This window comes from Colwellia sp. 1_MG-2023, assembly GCF_030546755.1.
Lineage (GTDB): Bacteria > Pseudomonadota > Gammaproteobacteria > Enterobacterales > Alteromonadaceae > Thalassotalea_H.
In genome coordinates this window covers 1-18,161 of sequence record NZ_JAUOPE010000022.1, presented here as the reverse complement: position 1 = coordinate 18,161, position 18,161 = coordinate 1, and the positions used below count along the sequence as shown (strand labels likewise).

The following is an 18,161-nucleotide window of genomic DNA, read 5'->3' as shown; positions in this document are numbered from 1 at the left end:
TTATCAATTTGTGCGAAGTCTTTTACATCACCACCGAAAGCTTTTGTTAATACCGCAGAGATAGCAGCTGTTAACGTTGTTTTACCGTGATCTACGTGTCCGATTGTACCAACGTTTACGTGTGGTTTCGAACGTTCAAATTTTTCTTTAGCCATTTTTCAATTACCTTAAAAAGATATACGTTAAATTAAATGTTTTTTCTCTCAGCGAGAGTTAAAAAGATAAGGAGATAACCGTCTATTCTAGATAAGGGAAGTACCCTTGTCAAAATGACTGTTAAATCTTTATCCTCAAACAAACTCACTGGGAGTTTGTCTTATATTGAATAGCCAAATACTCTCGATTCAACTACTCAAAATCCTTAGTAATATTTCTTTCTCGTAGAAAGTTATATTACGCCACCACGGCCTTCTACAATAGCAGTTGCCACAGCCCTAGGAGTTTCGCTATATTGCTTAAACTCCATTGAGTATGATGCTCGTCCTTGCGTTGCACTACGAAGCGCAGTCGCATAACCAAACATTTCAGACAATGGCACAGTAGCATTAACAATTTTGCTATTGCTTGGTCCTTCATCCATACCGTCAATCATGCCGCGGCGACGATTTAAATCACCTACGACATCACCCATATTTTCTTCAGGTGTTGTTACCTCTACCTTCATCACTGGCTCTAATAATGCCGGTGATGCTGCCATCACACCATTTTTAAAGCCCATTGAAGCTGCAACTTTAAACGCGATTTCATTCGAATCTGTTTCATGAAATGAACCGCCAGTTAAGGTTACTTTAATATCTAACATTGGGTATGACGCTAATACCCCTGAATCCATTTGTTCTTGAAAGCCTTTTTCAATAGCAGGGAAGAATTCTTTTGGAATTTCTGTACCATCAATGATCGCATTTTCATAGACAAAACCTTCGCCTTCACCGGCAGGTTCTATCGTTAAACAAACGTGGCCATATTGACCTTTAGTGCCCATTTGACGCTCAAATTTACCTTCAGCTTGTGCAGCTTTAGTGATAGTTTCACGATAAGAAACCTGAGGGTTACCTACGTTACAATCCACTTTAAATTCACGCATCATACGATCAGTAATAATATCGAGATGAAGTTCACCCATACCAGAAATAATCGTTTGACCAGTTTCTTCGTCAATTACCACATGAAACGAGGGATCTTCAGCCGCAAGCTTTGTTAGTGCATTGGCTAACTTTTCTTGATCTACTTGCGTTTTTGGTTCTACCGCTACTGAAATAACCGGCTCAGGGAATTCCATTTTGTCTAAGGTAATCACACTCGTTGGATCACACAAAGTTTCACCTGTGGTAACATCTTTAAGCCCTATTGCCGCAGCAATATCACCTGCGCGAACTTCTTTAATTTCTTGACGGTCATTGGCATGCATTTGAACAATGCGCCCTAAACGCTCTTTTTTCCCTTTAAGTGGGTTAAATACCATATCACCGGTTTTAACGACACCTGAATACACTCTAAAGAAAGTTAATGTGCCAACAAACGGGTCTGTCGCAATTTTAAAAGCAAGTGCTGCAAAAGGAGCGTTATCGTCCGCTTCTCTTACTGCTTCTGTTTCAGCTTTATCATTAAGTACCCCATGAATAGCATCTACTTCTGTAGGCGAAGGTAAATATTCTATCACTGAATCAAGAACCGCTTGCACACCTTTATTTTTGAAAGCTGAACCGCAAGAACACAAGATAATCTCATTGTTGATAGTACGTTGACGTAAGCCAGACTTAATTTCTTCCTCGGATAATTCCCCTTCTTCAAGGTATTTATCCATTAATTCGTCATTCGCCTCAGCAGCTTCTGATATTAGATTTTCACGCCATTCTTCAGCTTCTTCTTGCATATCAGCAGGAATATCTTCATAAGTGAAGGTCATCCCTTGATCGGCTTCATTCCAATTGATCGCTTTCATTTTGATTAAATCAACGATACCTGAAAAGTCTTCTTCAGATCCGATAGCTAGATGAATAGGAACAGCATTAGCCCCTAATCGCTCTTTTAATTGTTTAACAACATTTAAAAAGCTCGCACCCGTTCTGTCCATTTTATTGACAAAAACAATGCGCGGTACTGAATACTTTTCCATTTGGCGCCAAACTGTTTCAGTTTGCGGTTGTACGCCGGAAGAAGCACAAAGTACTAATACAGCACCATCTAAAACACGTAAAGAACGTTCAACTTCAATCGTAAAATCAACATGGCCAGGAGTATCGATAATGTTAATTCGATGATCTTCAAATTGACCTGTCATCCCTTTCCAAAAACAAGTAGTTGCCGCAGACGTTATGGTAATACCGCGCTCTTGCTCTTGTTCCATCCAGTCCATAGTCGCAGCACCATCATGTACTTCACCGATCTTATGAGAAAGACCTGTATAAAAAAGTACACGTTCTGTTGTTGTTGTTTTACCAGCATCAACATGAGCACAAATACCAATATTTCGATAACGCTCAATCGGGGTAGTACGAGCCACTAATTTTTCCTTTGGTTGTAAGAGATATAATTAAATAGTTTCATTGCATTCATAAGAACCATTTAACTATATTCTAATTTTAAATATATCTAGAGTAGAAAAGCGCAGTTGCTGTTCTAAAACAATCAACTGCGCTGTTCAATTTTTTACTATCGTGTTTACCAGCGATAGTGAGCGAACGCTTTGTTCGCTTCGGCCATACGGTGAACGTCTTCACGTTTCTTAACCGCGCTACCTTTACTATCTGATGCATCAAGCATTTCGTTAGCAAGGCGCTGAGCCATTGATTTTTCACCACGTTTACGAGCTGCTTCAACTAACCAACGCATGGCTAGAGCATTACGACGAACAGGACGAACTTCAACTGGTACTTGATAAGTAGAACCACCAACACGACGAGATTTAACTTCGACTTGTGGACGGATGTTTTCAAGGGCAATTTCGAAAAGCTCTAAGTGAGTTTTTTCGGTATTTTTTTCAGTTAAAATGTCTAATGCACCGTATACAATTTTTTCTGCAGTAGATTTTTTACCATCAACCATAAGGATGTTGATGAATTTTGCTAAAAGTTCATTATGGAACTTAGGATCTGGCAATATTTTACGTTGCCCAACGACGCGTCTTCTTGGCATCTTAATTCTCCGTTGTATTCAGGAATAACCCAAAATGTATTATCTATTTGGCCTTACTTAACGTTTCTAATCTCTTCCTCATTATCTAAGAAAGACAATGGGAAACTTAAGATTTAGGTCGCTTAGCACCGTACTTAGAACGGCCTTGTCTTCTGTCGTTAACACCTGAACAATCAAGTGCACCACGAACGGTGTGATAACGCACACCCGGTAAATCTTTAACACGACCACCACGAATCAAGATAACACTATGCTCTTGTAAGTTGTGACCTTCACCACCGATGTATGAAGTTACTTCGTAGCCGTTAGTTAAACGAACACGAGCAACTTTACGAAGTGCTGAGTTTGGTTTCTTTGGTGTAGTAGTATACACACGAGTACATACGCCACGACGTTGAGGACAAGCTTGTAACGCTGGAACGTTACTTTTTTGTACCTGTCTGACACGTGGTTTACGTACCAATTGGTTAATAGTTGCCATTATAGCTCCTGATTAATTAAAACTATGGGTAATTTTTATTGACTAAGTTTGCCAAAATCACCCGCTTATAAACGTGAAAAACCGCGACCTTATTTATTAAGTACTCAAAGCACAGAATAAAAGGTCGCGGAATTCTAATGGTCAAGCTTTAACCTGTCAAGCTTTACTAGCAGAAGACAGGCTAAAATTGACTTTTTTCTCTCTTTAGCGGTTATTCATCCACACCAGAGGTCAAGTCTGCATTCAAAGCGTCTGTTAAAGCTTGCGCTGCTTCGTCAGCTGATACTGTGATTTCTTCTTCCACTTCAGCATTGCGTTGACGCGCACGCTCTTGGTGGTAAGCATAACCTGTACCTGCTGGAATCAAACGACCAACAATAACGTTTTCTTTCAAGCCGCGTAACTTATCTTTCTTACCAGCAACTGCCGCTTCAGTAAGTACACGCGTTGTTTCTTGGAACGACGCCGCAGAAATAAATGAATCCGTTGAAAGTGAAGCTTTCGTGATACCCATCATTTGCATTTCATAAACAGCTGGACGTTTACCTTCAGCTTCTAATTCACGGTTTGCAATATTGACATTTGCCACTTCAAGTTGTTCACCTTTGAGGAACTCACTATCACCAGCATCAAGAATTTCACACTTACGAATCATTTGACGAACGATAACTTCGATATGCTTATCGTTAATTTTTACACCTTGTAAACGATATACTTCTTGTACTTCGTTAACTATGTAGTTTGCTACTGGAGCTACACCACGTAAGCGTAAAATGTCATGTGGTGATTCAGGACCATCGGCGATAACTTCACCTTTAATCACTTGCTCACCTTCATAGATGTTTAATTGACGCGTTTTAGGAATCATCTCTTCGTAAACTTCACCACTCGGTTGAGTGATTAATAAACGAACTTTACCTTTCGTTTCTTTACCAAAGCCAACTACACCAGTTTTCTCTGCAAGAATTGCAGGTAATTTAGGCTTACGTGCTTCAAATAAATCAGCAACACGTGGCAGACCACCGGTAATATCGCGCGTTTTAGAAGATTCTTGAGGAATACGTGCTAACGCATCACCAATGTTAACTTGCACACCATCTTCTAAGTTTACAATTGCATTACCTGGTAAGTAGTACAAGGCAGGAATATCAGTACCAGCAATATTTACATCATTACCTTTAGCATCAATCAATTTAACCGCTGGGCGCATTTCTTTACCTGCAGCGTTACGTTGACCAACATCAGTAACAATGATACTTGATAAACCAGTAAGCTCATCTGTTTGACGAACCATAGTTACGCCATCTACTAGATCAACGAACTGAACTTTACCCGCCACTTCCGTAATAATTGGATGCGTATGTGGGTCCCAGTTAGCAATCGTGTCACCAGCAGTGATTTCGCCACCATCTTTCTTAGAGATGATTGAACCGTAAGGAACTTTATAACGCTCTTTCTCACGACCTAGTTCATCAATAACGGTTAGCTCTGATGAACGAGAAGTAATCACTAAGTGTCCATCTGAATTCGTTACAGATTTAGCATTTTGTAATTTTAAGTGACCGGTGTTTTTAACTTGTACGCTGTTCTCCGCTGATGCACGAGATGCCGCACCACCGATATGGAACGTACGCATGGTTAACTGTGTACCTGGTTCACCGATTGATTGTGCAGCCACAACACCAATCGCTTCACCTTGGTTGATCATATGACCACGAGCCAAATCACGACCGTAACAGTGTGCACAAATACCAAAGTCAGTTTGACAAGTAATAATTGAACGCACTTTCATTTGATCGATTGAATTTTCTTCAATGAAATCACATAAGGCTTCATCAATTAAGGTATTACGTGCTAATAATACTTCTTCGGTGCCTGCTTTTAATACATCTTCAGCAACTACACGACCAAGTACACGTTCACGTAATGGTTCAACAACATCACCACCTTCAATCAATGGTGTCATTAATAGACCATCGTGAGTACCACAATCATGCTCTGTAACAACCAAATCTTGCGCAACATCAACTAAACGACGAGTTAAGTAACCCGAGTTAGCTGTTTTAAGTGCCGTATCGGCCAAACCTTTACGCGCACCGTGAGTAGAGATGAAGTATTGTAAAACGTTCAAACCTTCACGGAAGTTAGCGGTGATTGGTGTTTCGATGATTGAACCATCTGGTTTAGCCATCAAACCACGCATACCTGCTAACTGACGGATCTGAGCGGCACTACCACGAGCACCCGAGTCAGCCATCATGTAGATTGAGTTGAATGAGTCTTGCTCTTCCATCTCACCGTCACGGTTTAAAATAGATTCTTTAGATAAGTTATCCATCATCGCTTTCGAGATCTTCTCGTTGGCAGATGACCAAATATCAATAACCTTGTTGTATTTCTCACCTTGAGTCACTAAACCTTGCTCAAATTGAGACTGAATTTCAGAAACTTCTTCTTCAGACTCATCAATGATAGTGTATTTAGCATCAGGGATAACCATATCATCAATACCAACTGACGCACCCGCGATCATCGCGTAGTGGAAACCGGTATACATGATGTGATCGGCAAAAATTACTGTGTCTTTTAAGCCAAGATTACGGTAAGCATGGTTAATCAGTTTTGAAATAGGTTTTTTACCTAAAGGCTGATCAATCAATTCATAAGGCATACCTTTTGGACATACTTGCCACAAAATCGCACGACCAACCGTTGTATCACGTAAGTTAGTGTGAGCTACTAATTCACCTTCAGCATTACGAATATGTTCAGTAATACGAATTTTAACACGGGCATGCAATTCAGCAGCGCCGGTACGGTAAGCTTTTTCGGCTTCTTTAGTGTCAGCAAATACCATGCCTTCACCTAAACCATTTACACGATCACGCGTTAAGTAATATAAACCTAATACAACATCTTGTGATGGTACTATGATTGGATCACCGTTCGCAGGAGAAAGAACGTTATTCGTTGACATCATCAACGTACGAGCTTCCATTTGTGCTTCGATTGTCAACGGTACGTGTACCGCCATTTGGTCACCATCGAAATCGGCGTTATATGCCGCACAAACTAATGGGTGTAAATGAATGGCTTTACCTTCAATAAGAACAGGTTCAAATGCTTGGATACCTAATCTATGAAGTGTTGGTGCACGGTTAAGCATAACTGGATGTTCACGGATCACTTCATCAAGTACATCCCAAACTTCAGCGCCTTCACGTTCCACTAATTTTTTAGCGGCTTTTATCGTAGTCGCTAAACCACGTGCTTCTAATTTTCCATAGATAAATGGCTTAAATAATTCAAGAGCCATTTTCTTCGGTAAACCACACTGGTGTAAACGTAACGTTGGACCAACCGTGATTACAGAACGACCAGAGTAATCAACACGCTTACCAAGTAAGTTTTGACGGAAACGACCTTGCTTACCTTTGATCATATCGGCAAGTGATTTAAGAGGAGGTTTGTTAGAACCGGTAATTGCACGACCACGACGACCGTTATCTAAAAGTGCATCAACAGACTCTTGTAACATACGTTTTTCGTTACGTACGATAATGTCTGGAGCAACTAGGTCTAGAAGACGTTTTAGACGGTTGTTACGGTTAATAACACGACGGTACAAATCGTTCAAATCAGAAGTTGCAAAACGGCCACCATCCAATGGTACTAACGGACGTAAATCCGGTGGTAAAATTGGTAGTACGTTCATGATCATCCACTCAGGCTTGTTACCTGAAGCGGCGAATGCTTCCATTAATTTTAAACGCTTAGTAATTTTTTTACGTTTAGTTTCACTACCGATTTCTGGTAATTCTTCACGCATCTGCGCAACTTCACCGTCAAGGTCAATTTGTTGTAGTAAAGCTAAAACCGCTTCGGCACCCATCAGTGCATCAAATTCATCGCCATGTTCTTCTAACGCATCAAGATATTCTTCTTCAGTTAGAATTTGGCTTTTCTCTAATGTCGTCATACCCGGTTCGGTAACAACATAAGATTCAAAATATAATACGCGTTCAATATCACGTAAGGTCATATCAAGTAATAAACCAATACGAGATGGTAATGATTTTAAGAACCAAATATGCGCAACTGGGCTTGCTAATTCGATATGACCCATACGGTCACGACGAACTTTTGTTAATGTAACTTCAACGCCACATTTTTCACAAATAACACCACGATGCTTTAAACGCTTGTACTTACCACAAAGACATTCGTAATCTTTTACTGGACCGAAAATACGCGCACAAAATAAACCATCACGTTCTGGTTTGAACGTACGATAGTTAATCGTTTCAGGTTTTTTAACTTCACCAAACGACCAAGAACGGATCTGGTCTGGTGATGCTAGTCCGATACGTATACCATCGAACTCTTCTGTTTGATTTTGTTGCTTAAGAAACTTAAGTAAATCTTTCACACTCTTCTCCTGTCGGAGTTAAACTTTGAAGAGAAAGTCAATTTCTGACTTTCTCCGCGTACTGAGTTTTATCCGATAAAACTCAGCAATACCGTTTTATCAGCTAGTCCTGATCTAATTCGATGTTAATACCTAACGAACGAATTTCTTTCAACAATACGTTGAATGACTCAGGAATGCCTGGTTCCATTCTGTGATCACCGTCAACTAAGTTTTTATACATCTTAGTACGACCGTTAACATCATCAGACTTAACCGTTAACATTTCTTGTAGCGTATAAGCAGCACCGTATGCTTCTAATGCCCATACTTCCATCTCACCGAAACGTTGACCACCAAATTGCGCTTTACCGCCAAGAGGTTGTTGTGTAACCAGTGAGTAAGAACCAGTAGAACGTGCATGCATTTTGTCATCAACTAAATGGTTTAGTTTCAGCATATACATGTAACCTACAGTAACAGGACGTTCAAATTCACGACCTGTACGGCCATCAGTTAAGGTAAACTGACCACTTTCAGGCATATCTGCTAATTTGAATAAGTCTTTAATTTCTCGCTCACTTGCACCATCAAATACTGGTGTAGCGATTGGAAGACCTGCACGTAAGTTGTTCGCTAAACGCATGATTTCGTCATCAGTAAAGCTTTCAATATCCACTTCTTGACGAGATTCACCTAGTTCATACACTTCTTTTAAGAAGCCACGAAGTTTAGCAATTTCACGTTGCTCTTCTAGCATACGGTTAATTTTTTCACCGATACCACGAGCAGCCATACCTAGATGTGTTTCTAAGATTTGACCAATGTTCATACGTGATGGAACACCTAACGGGTTCAATACGATATCTACCGGAACACCGTGTTCGTCATAAGGCATATCTTCAACTGGTACAACATTTGAGATAACACCTTTGTTACCATGACGACCAGCCATTTTATCACCAGGCTGAATACGACGTTTAACCGCAAGATAAACTTTGATAATTTTTAACACGCCTGGCGCTAAATCAGCACCTTGTGTGATCTTACGACGTTTAACTTCGTATTTTTTATCAAAATCAGCTTTGATGTTGTCGTATTGTTCAGCGATTTGTTCAAGCTCTGATTGTTGTGCTTCATCAGCTAAGTTTTGAACTAACCACTTATCACGAGACATACCGTTAAGGTCTGCATCATTTAAGCCGGCTGTTAAAAGAAGTTTCTTAGCACGAGCATAAATACCATCTTCTAAGATGCTGAATTCATCGCCTAAATCTTTCTTAACTTCTTTTAATTGTAATTCTTCAATTTCTTCTGCACGTTTATCTTTTTCAACACCGTCACGAGTGAAGATTTGAACATCGATAATCGTACCTGATACTGAATTTGGTACACGTAAAGAACTGTCTTTAACGTCTGCAGCTTTCTCACCGAAAATCGCACGTAAAAGTTTTTCTTCAGGCGTTAACTGTGTTTCACCTTTAGGAGTAACTTTACCCACTAAGATGTCACCGCCGTTAACTTCAGCACCAATGTAAACAACACCAGATTCATCAAGTTTGCTTAATGCTGACTCACCAACATTAGGAATATCTGAAGTAATTTCTTCAGAGCCTAATTTGGTATCACGAGCAATACAGCTTAATTCTTGAATGTGAATAGTAGTGAAACGGTCTTCCTGAGCTACACGCTCAGATAACAACATTGAATCCTCAAAGTTGTAACCATTCCAAGGCATAAATGCGATACGCATGTTTTGCCCTAGTGCTAATTCACCCATATCTGTTGAAGGACCATCAGCTAATACATCACCACGAACCACTGGCTCACCCATACGACACTGTGGACGTTGGTTAATACAAGTGTTTTGGTTTGAACGTGTGTATTTTGTTAAGTTATAAATATCAATACCTGCTTCACCCGCATGCATTTCATTTTCATTCACTTTAACAACGATACGTGAAGCATCTACATAAGAGACAACACCACCACGTTTAGCTACGGCTGTTACACCAGAGTCAACAGCAACAATTTTTTCCATACCAGTACCAACAAGCGGCTTATCCACTTTAAGTGTTGGAACTGCTTGACGTTGCATGTTCGAGCCCATTAAGGCACGGTTAGCATCATCATGCTCTAGGAATGGAATTAATGACGCAGCAACAGAAACGATTTGTTGTGGAGAAACATCCATGTACTGAACTTGTTCAGCAGACATCAATGTAAATTCATTTCTATGGCGACAAGGTACTAAACCTTCAACAAGCTTGCCAGCTTCGTCAACTTCAGCAGTTGTTTGAGCGATAACAAAGTTACCCTCTTCAATCGCTGATAAGTAATCAACGTCATCTGTTACTTTACCGTCAACAATTTTACGATATGGCGTTTCCAAGAAACCGTAATCGTTAGTACGTGCGTAACATGAAAGCGAGTTGATCAAACCAATGTTTGGACCTTCCGGCGTTTCGATTGGACAAACACGACCATAATGCGTTGGATGTACATCACGTACTTCAAAACCAGCACGTTCACGCGTTAAACCACCTGGGCCTAATGCAGAAATACGACGCTTATGCGTTACTTCAGATAACGGGTTATTTTGATCCATAAACTGTGACAATTGCGAAGAACCAAAGAATTCTTTCACTGCCGCAGAAATTGGCTTAGCGTTAATTAAATCTTGCGGCATGATCGCATCTAAGTCACCAAGACTTAAACGTTCACGAACAGCACGTTCAACACGAACAAGACCAACACGGAATTGGTTTTCAGCCATTTCGCCAACCGAACGAATACGACGGTTACCTAAATGATCAATATCATCCACATCGCCTTTACCGTCACGAATGCCGATAAGCGTTCTCATTACTGCGATGATATCTTCTTTAGATAAAGTACCTTCACCTACTTCAACATCACGACCAACACGACGGTTGAACTTCATACGACCTACTGTTGATAAGTCATAACGCTCTAGAGAGAAGAATAAGTTATTGAATAACGTTTCTGCCGCATCTTTTGTTGGTGGCTCGCCTGGACGCATCATACGATAAATTTCAACTAACGCTTCTAAACGGTTAGTTGAACTATCAACACGTACTGTGTCAGACATGTATGAACCAACATCAAATTCGTTCATATATAAAGTAGAAAGTACTTTATGGCCTGCTTGGCTTAATTCAGCAAGCAATTCTAACGTTAACTCAGCGTTCGCTTCGGCAATGACTTCACCGGTTGATTCATCAACATAAGCTTTCGATAATACTTTACCGATAATATATTCTGCTGGTACTTCTAACTTATCCACTTTCTCTTTTTCAAGTGTGCGGATATGACGAGCAGTAATACGACGACCTTGCTCTACTAATACGTCACCATTTGCTAATTTAATATCAAATGTTGCTGTTTCACCACGTAAGCGTTCAGGGATTAAATCCATGATCAACTTATCGCCTTTAATCGTGAAATCAGTAGTATCGTAGAAAATATCTAGAATTTCTTCTGTAGAATATTCTAATGCACGTAAAATGATTGATGCCGGTAATTTACGACGACGGTCAATACGTACAAATAAGTTATCTTTAGGATCAAATTCGAAGTCTAACCATGAACCACGGTAAGGAATAACGCGTGCGTTATATAACACTTTACCTGAAGAATGTGTTTTACCTTTATCATGATCGAAAAACACACCTGGGGAACGGTGTAATTGTGAAACAATAACACGCTCTGTACCATTAATAACAAACGTACCGTTGTCTGTCATCAATGGGATTTCACCCATATATACTTCTTGTTCTTTGATATCTTTTACTGTACCTGCAGCAGCTTCTTTATCATAAACTACTAAACGTAATTTAACGCGAAGTGGCGCAGAATAGGTAACACCACGGATTTGACATTCTTTCACGTCAAACAATGGTTCACCTAAGCGATAGCTTACAAATTGTAATTCTGAACTACCAGAATAGGCTTTAATTGGAAAAATAGAACGAAACGCGGCTTCTAAGCCTGTTTCACCTGTCGGATCAATATCAATAAACTTACGGAAAGATTCGAGTTGGATAGATAACAAGAACGGATAATCCATTACTTGCACACTTTTACCAAAGTCCTTTCGAATACGTTTCTTTTCAGAGTAAGAGTAAACCATGGGGTTCCTCAGCTTGCTGGTTATGGCCGAATCTGCCTAAAAATACCAATTGGACTAAGTAATTGATCATAATATTTGACTATTTTGACCACTTATCTAATCCAATTGGTATCAGACAGGGTATTGCTGTGATACTTTTTTTCTTTAAGCATCAAATAATGCACTGTTTTGGTTTAAAAAAAAACCACTTTCTTTAGCGCAAAAAGGCCGGTGACGTTTAAATCACCAGCCATTGCCTTTTCAGGCAAATAATCTGTTTAAAAACAGATTATTTGATCTCAACAGAAGCACCTGCTTCTTCAAGAGCTTTCTTAAGTTCTTCAGCTTCAGCTTTTTCAACACCTTCTTTAAGTGCTTTAGGAGCTGATTCAACTAAGTCTTTAGCTTCTTTTAAGCCAAGACCTGTAGCGCCACGAACTGCTTTGATTACTGCAACTTTCTTCTCACCGAAACCAGTTAAGATTACGTCGAATTCAGTTTGCTCTTCAGCAGAACCACCAGCGTCACCACCAGCAACAGCAACAGCTGCAGCAGCAGATACGCCGAATTTCTCTTCCATTGCTTCTACTAATTCTACAACGTCCATTACTGACATTTCAGCAATTGCGTTTAGGATATCGTCTTTAGAAATAGACATTTTAAATTTCCTGTTTTAATTAACAGCCTTTTTTCAAATAAAAGGTACTGTTATAAATAACTATAAATACAAAAAGTGCGAATTGTGCTCTGCGTTTCATTAAGTAAGTGCAGAGGTAAACAATTATTAAGCAGCTTCTTGCTCTTTCTGATCGCGTACTGCAGCAAGTGTGCGGGCAAGTTTGCCTGCAGATGCTTCTTTCATAGCGCTCATTAAACGTGCAATTGCTTCGTCGTATGTAGGTAGTTTTGCAAGTACCTGAACATCAACTAAGTCACCTTCAAATGCGGCGGCTTTTAATTCAAAGTTTTCGTTAGTTTTAGCGAAATCTGTGAATAAACGCGCTGCTGCACCCGGATGCTCGTTTGAAAATGCAATTAATGAAGGGCCTTTTAAAGTGTCAGTAACACATTCAAAAGCTGAACCTTCTAATGCGCGACGTGCTAATGTGTTACGGATAACTTTCATCCATACACCATTTTCACGTGCTTGTTTACGCAAAGTAGTAATTGCTTCAACTGTAACACCGCGTGAATCCGCGATTACAGCTGACTGAGCGCCAGTGGCAGCTTCTTGAACTTCAGCAACAATTGCTTTTTTGTCATCAAGATTGATAGCCATTGGCTTTAACTCCTGGTTCACCGGTAAAAAACCGGTATTTACTATCCCTAACATTTTACTAAAAAATTGTAAAAAATTAGGCCGTTACGGCGAGGACCAGAATTGGAAATACTGGGTAATCACCATCTACGTAGGAAATATTAAGCAAACATTCCAGAAGAAATGCCTGCTCCTACGGTCTTTGACGGGGCTGTTCACACGTTTATAAAAATAAGAGAGCGAACAACACCTACCAAAATTTAAGGGGCGAGATTATATTCTACAATCCCACCCGTGTAAAGAAACTAATTCAGCCCCTTTACTAGAAAATTAATCTGCTAAGCTAGATGAGTTAACCGTTACACCGGCACCCATAGTAGTTGATACAGAAATTTTCTTAATGTACTGACCTTTAGCGTTAGCTGGTTTAGCTTTTTTCAAAGCGTCCAATAATGCTTCAAGGTTTTGTTGCAATTTAGCATCGTCAAAATCAGCTTTACCAATAGTAGTATGGATAATACCGTTTTTGTCGTTGCGGTAGCGAATTTGACCCGCTTTAGCATTGTTAACTGCTGTAGTAACGTCTGGAGTAACTGTACCAACTTTAGGGTTAGGCATTAAACCACGTGGGCCTAAGATCTGACCTAGTTGACCAACTACACGCATAGCGTCTGGCGTAGCAATTACCACGTCAAAGTCCATGTTACCGGCTTTAACTTGTTCTGCTAAATCGTCCATACCTACAACGTCAGCACCAGCTGCAGTTGCTTTCTCAGCATTTGCACCTTGTGTAAATACTGCAACACGAACATCACGACCTGTACCGTTAGGTAATACAGTCGCGCCACGTACGTTTTGATCAGATTTACGAGCGTCAATGCCAAGGTTGATTGCAACATCAACACTTTCACGGAATTTTGCAGTGGCAAATTCTTTTAATAAAGCAAGCGCTTCATTAATGTCATATTCTTTTAATACGTCTACTTTTTCACGGATAAGACGAGCGCGTTTTGATAATTTAGCCATTGATTAGTCCTCTACCACTAAACCCATTGAACGAGCAGAACCCGCAATGGTACGCACTGCAGCTTCCATAGAACCAGCAGTTAAATCAGGTTCTTTTGTCTTAACGATTTCTTCAAGTTGAGCTGTAGTAACAGTACCCACTTTTTCAGTGTTAGGACGACCAGAGCCGCTTTTGATACCAGCCGCTTTCTTTAATAAGTAAGAAGCAGGTGGAGTTTTTGTTTCGAACGTGAAAGAACGATCAGCATAAACAGTAATAACTACTGGAACTGGAGCGCCTTTTTCAAGTGAATCTGTTTTTGCGTTGAACGCTTTACAGAATTCCATGATGTTCACACCGTGTTGACCTAAAGCAGGACCAACTGGCGGTGACGGGTTTGCTGCACCAGCAGCAACTTGTAGCTTGATTAAAGCTGTGACTTTTTTAGCCATCTTTAATATTCCTATGTTTGGGTACGAACGCCCTGCTTTACCTTACAAAAGGAAAAGCAACGAACCTTAATGGTTGAGCTCCCCGTGGATTAAAAATCGTTAAAATTTACTGACTTTTCAGCCATACAAATAAAAACGGCAGCGGATTATAAATTAATCAACACCACCGTTTCAAGTTATATTTTTGTTTTGAGCAGTATTTTTATCGTTTAGCTTTTTCTTGTCGATAAATTGCCGTTTTTCAGTTCTATAAAACGAAAAAACGCCTGCCAATGGCAAGCGTTTTAATCAGCTGAAAAAGATTACCCTTTTTCTACTTGACCAAATTCTAAATCAACTGGGGTTGAACGACCGAAGATAAGTACTGATACTTTAATTCGGTTTTTCTCGTAATCAAGTTCTTCAACCACACCGTTAAAGTCAGCAAATGGCCCATCAATAACACGAACCACTTCACCTGGTTCAAATAACGTTTTAGGTTTAGGTTTATCGCCATCTTCTAAACGTTGTAAAATACGATCCGCTTCTTTTTGGGTAATAGGTGCAGGACGATCACTCGTACCACCAATAAAACCAAGCACACGAGGCACACTTTTCACTAAATGCCATGCTTCTTCATCCATCGCCATTTGTACTAATACATAGCCAGGGAAGAATTTACGAGCACTTTTACGTTTTTGACCCGCGCGCATCTCAACCACTTCTTCAGTTGGTACTAAGATTTGTCCAAACTTATCTTGTAAGCCATGAATCTCAATATGTTCAACTAACGTTTTTTGTACACGACCTTCATAGCCTGAAAATGCTTGTACAACATACCAGCGTAACTTTACGCCTGTTGATGGTGTAACACTGTCTTCTTGTGACGCATTTTCTTCTGGGATTGAGTTTTCTTCAGACATAATTAAACCTTTAATCCAGTAACGAAACCAACAAGTTCAAATAAAATTGAATCTAAGCCCCACATAACTAATGACATAATTAAGGTTGCAACAAGAACAATACCGGTTGTTTGTACTGCTTCTTGGCGCGTTGGCCAAACAACTTTACGTGTTTCAGTACGAGCTTCTTTAGCAAAATTAATCGCGTTACGGCCTTTTTCAGTTTGACCGGCTACAATACCAGCAACCACAACTGCAGCAACAACAGAAACTGCTCGGATCAATACTGATTGATCACCATAAACATAATTTCCAACCACAGCACCTGCTAATAGTAATATTGCGACGCCCCATTTTAAGGTATCTAGAGAACTGCTAGGTTGCTCTTCTGTACTTGCATTCATATTAATAACCTGTAATTACCTGTCAAAACTAATAATTAACTTCCCGTATAATCGAGAAGCTTTCAAATAAGTATTTCTGCAATACCTATTTTAAAATATGGCAGGGGTAGAGAGATTCGAACTCCCAACCGTCGGTTTTGGAGACCGCTGTTCTACCAATTGGAACTATACCCCTTCAAAATTTAGTTACACTTGTCGGGTGAGTCTTAGTTTGTTTGGGAAAATTAAGAGTAACACGAGAAGTGAGGGGCTATTATACTGATGAAATTGTTTTACTCAAGGGATATTTTAGCAAGTTATCGCAGTAGTAAATGAAACAATTGAAAAGTCACAATTTTAAAAGATTTATCGAAAGTTCTGATCTCGATCAATAAGTTAACTGTCAAACCCGATAAACTAATTTTAGTTTAATATACAGGAGAAAAAAGATGGGTTGTTGTGGTGGCTGTGGCGGTGAAGGGCATGAAGCAAAAAAAGTAAACGAGCAAGAACAAGTAGAACAAAATGCAGAATCTACAGAAGAAGAGTAAATTTAGTTTATTCATCATTGTTTAGAAAGACGCTGAGGCGTCTTTTTTATTGTCTGCTATTTGAGTTCGGCGTACTTAAAAAAGTAAAATACTTTCGAGTGTATAGTAATTATCACGTTATATTGTCGCGGTGGCGACGACACCCAAAGGGATGCTAGCGCCACTGTCCCCTTGGAACCCCATGGCGCTGCTAAAAAATGTATTCTTCATCAACTACAACCTGCTTCGAGCGAACGCTCAGATAACACATCCATGTGCTACTTCGCTTGGCTATCATCCATGATAGCAATCAGTGCGCAGGGTTAATTGATTCAGCATTTTTTCAAGCAGAATTTGTCCTCCGTTCAATATTTGCTTTATTACTTAATTAACTTCTTTGTAAATAATTCAGTTAGCTATATAAACGAGCAGATTAGACTTAACCATTCCCATCTCAGTGAATAAATCACCATTTTGTAAAGGGGCAGTCAAGCTGAGCCATGGATGGCGAAGACTGCCGCTTTTCATGGACGAATATCGGCAGGTATTGACTGTTCACTCAAAATGATGATTTATGTGTTCGCTGAGTTGGGCGTCGGAGGCGCCTACATGGATGTAGGTGGTAGAGCAACGCAGGAGCAGTTGCCGAAGGTTCCAAGGGAAGGCACGGCGGTACGCCGCCCCTTGGGTGCTGTCGCCACCGCGACAATATAGAATATAGACTGTTTATTGCCCAAAACGAACGTTAGCATCAATGGATTTTCGAGCTGTTTTTAGTGTTCCTTAGACGTTGAGCTACCTTAATCTTGATAGTCAACTCAAGCACCAAGCCAGCCATTCGTTCAGAAAATATTTAGAGTTAAAAATTAAGAGTTAAGAGTTAAGTTCAGGTAGTGTTAATTATTTAGTCGTAATCGTCAGAGATATTTATTTACATGGCATAACAAAGGATACTTAATCCTAGGGTGGTGGTTTAACGGTGAAAACAACTTGATTTACCAACCAGTAGATACAAAAAAACACCAATCATTACAATTGATGTTTTCTAGAATCGAACAATATTAAATTATTAAGATTGTTTCTTAAATCGACGTGATGCTAAACCAATCATTCCTAATGCAAAAATAGCAAGTGTGGATGGCTCTGGTACATCGGTTGATTTGGTTACAGTTACCCATGCATAGTTATATTGGTTATAAGTCATATCGGTAATATCAGCCACAGTAAACAGTGATGTTTTAAGTATCTGTGTACCTACACCGCCAGCTCCATTTAGAGCAATAGTGTTATTGGCGGCATTAAGTAACCAATTACCATTAGTGCCGCCTCCATTAAATGCATTGTAATAGGTGAAATCAGAAGAGCCTGAGATGTTTACATTACCATAGGAATCGATTCGATATGTACTATTATTGGCTGTTACCCATGCATAGTTATATTGGTTATAAGTCATATCGGTAATATCAGCCACAGTAAACAGTGATGTTTTAAGTAT

The 18,161-nt window shown here is 39.8% G+C and carries 13 protein-coding genes and 1 tRNA gene; all 14 read right to left on the bottom strand.

All coding sequences use genetic code 11. The annotated features are described in order from the left end of the window. The coding region (locus tag Q4493_RS17580) for a GTP-binding protein (protein ID WP_303450793.1) at positions 1-155 on the bottom strand (155 nt) is incomplete at its 3' end. A gap of 233 nt (positions 156-388) precedes the next feature. After that, positions 389-2,503: an elongation factor G gene (gene fusA / locus Q4493_RS17575; protein ID WP_303455516.1), complete on the bottom strand. Its 2,115-nt coding sequence runs from the start codon at positions 2,501-2,503 to the stop codon at positions 389-391. 158 nt (positions 2,504-2,661) lie between these two features. Beyond that, positions 2,662-3,135, bottom strand: coding sequence for a 30S ribosomal protein S7 (rpsG, locus tag Q4493_RS17570; protein WP_303455514.1), 474 nt, complete (start codon positions 3,133-3,135; stop codon positions 2,662-2,664). A 106-nt stretch (positions 3,136-3,241) separates the two neighbouring features. Continuing rightward, entirely contained in the window at positions 3,242-3,616 is a 375-nt protein-coding gene (gene rpsL, locus Q4493_RS17565; protein ID WP_074499547.1) for a 30S ribosomal protein S12, read from the bottom strand. Positions 3,617-3,827: 211 nt separating this feature from the next. After that, positions 3,828-8,045, bottom strand: coding sequence for a DNA-directed RNA polymerase subunit beta' (gene rpoC, locus Q4493_RS17560; RefSeq protein WP_303455508.1), 4,218 nt, complete (start codon positions 8,043-8,045; stop codon positions 3,828-3,830). Between the two features lie 103 nt (positions 8,046-8,148). Next, positions 8,149-12,177, bottom strand: coding sequence for a DNA-directed RNA polymerase subunit beta (gene rpoB / locus Q4493_RS17555; protein WP_303455506.1), 4,029 nt, complete (start codon positions 12,175-12,177; stop codon positions 8,149-8,151). A 268-nt stretch (positions 12,178-12,445) separates the two neighbouring features. After that, positions 12,446-12,814 carry a 50S ribosomal protein L7/L12 gene (rplL, locus tag Q4493_RS17550; RefSeq protein WP_303455503.1) on the bottom strand — a complete coding sequence of 123 codons (369 nt, stop codon included), beginning with the start codon at positions 12,812-12,814 and terminating at the stop codon, positions 12,446-12,448. A 126-nt stretch (positions 12,815-12,940) separates the two neighbouring features. Next, entirely contained in the window at positions 12,941-13,435 is a 495-nt protein-coding gene (gene rplJ, locus Q4493_RS17545) for a 50S ribosomal protein L10 (protein ID WP_303455501.1), read from the bottom strand. Positions 13,436-13,744: 309 nt separating this feature from the next. Continuing rightward, the gene (rplA, locus tag Q4493_RS17540) at positions 13,745-14,440 is read right to left on the bottom strand and encodes a 50S ribosomal protein L1 (RefSeq protein ID WP_303455499.1); all 696 of its coding nucleotides are present in this window, start codon (positions 14,438-14,440) and stop codon (positions 13,745-13,747) included. Between the two features lie 3 nt (positions 14,441-14,443). Further along, positions 14,444-14,872 carry a 50S ribosomal protein L11 gene (gene rplK / locus Q4493_RS17535; protein ID WP_303455497.1) on the bottom strand — a complete coding sequence of 143 codons (429 nt, stop codon included), beginning with the start codon at positions 14,870-14,872 and terminating at the stop codon, positions 14,444-14,446. 302 nt (positions 14,873-15,174) lie between these two features. Next, positions 15,175-15,774, bottom strand: coding sequence for a transcription termination/antitermination protein NusG (gene nusG / locus Q4493_RS17530; RefSeq protein ID WP_303455495.1), 600 nt, complete (start codon positions 15,772-15,774; stop codon positions 15,175-15,177). Positions 15,775-15,776: 2 nt separating this feature from the next. Beyond that, positions 15,777-16,157: a preprotein translocase subunit SecE gene (secE, locus tag Q4493_RS17525; protein WP_303455492.1), complete on the bottom strand. Its 381-nt coding sequence runs from the start codon at positions 16,155-16,157 to the stop codon at positions 15,777-15,779. Positions 16,158-16,255: 98 nt separating this feature from the next. After that, positions 16,256-16,332: transfer RNA gene (locus tag Q4493_RS17520), tRNA-Trp, on the bottom strand. 1,403 nt (positions 16,333-17,735) lie between these two features. Beyond that, positions 17,736-18,161: PEP-CTERM sorting domain-containing protein (locus Q4493_RS17515; protein ID WP_303455489.1), on the bottom strand; the 426-nt coding region annotated here is incomplete at its 5' end.

Bases quoted from the DNA above. Each gene is read 5' to 3' on its own strand.
- secE (WP_303455492.1), bottom strand. From the start codon at position 16,157: ATGAATGCAAGTACAGAAGAGCAACCTAGCAGTTCTCTAGATACCTTA.
- rplA (WP_303455499.1), bottom strand. From the start codon at position 14,440: ATGGCTAAATTATCAAAACGCGCTCGTCTTATCCGTGAAAAAGTAGAC.
- rplL (WP_303455503.1), bottom strand. From the start codon at position 12,814: ATGTCTATTTCTAAAGACGATATCCTAAACGCAATTGCTGAAATGTCA.
- rplK (WP_303455497.1), bottom strand. From the start codon at position 14,872: ATGGCTAAAAAAGTCACAGCTTTAATCAAGCTACAAGTTGCTGCTGGT.
- rpsL (WP_074499547.1), bottom strand. From the start codon at position 3,616: ATGGCAACTATTAACCAATTGGTACGTAAACCACGTGTCAGACAGGTA.
- rplJ (WP_303455501.1), bottom strand. From the start codon at position 13,435: ATGGCTATCAATCTTGATGACAAAAAAGCAATTGTTGCTGAAGTTCAA.
- rpoB (WP_303455506.1), bottom strand. From the start codon at position 12,177: ATGGTTTACTCTTACTCTGAAAAGAAACGTATTCGAAAGGACTTTGGT.
- rpsG (WP_303455514.1), bottom strand. From the start codon at position 3,135: ATGCCAAGAAGACGCGTCGTTGGGCAACGTAAAATATTGCCAGATCCT.
- nusG (WP_303455495.1), bottom strand. From the start codon at position 15,774: ATGTCTGAAGAAAACTCAATCCCAGAAGAAAATGCGTCACAAGAAGAC.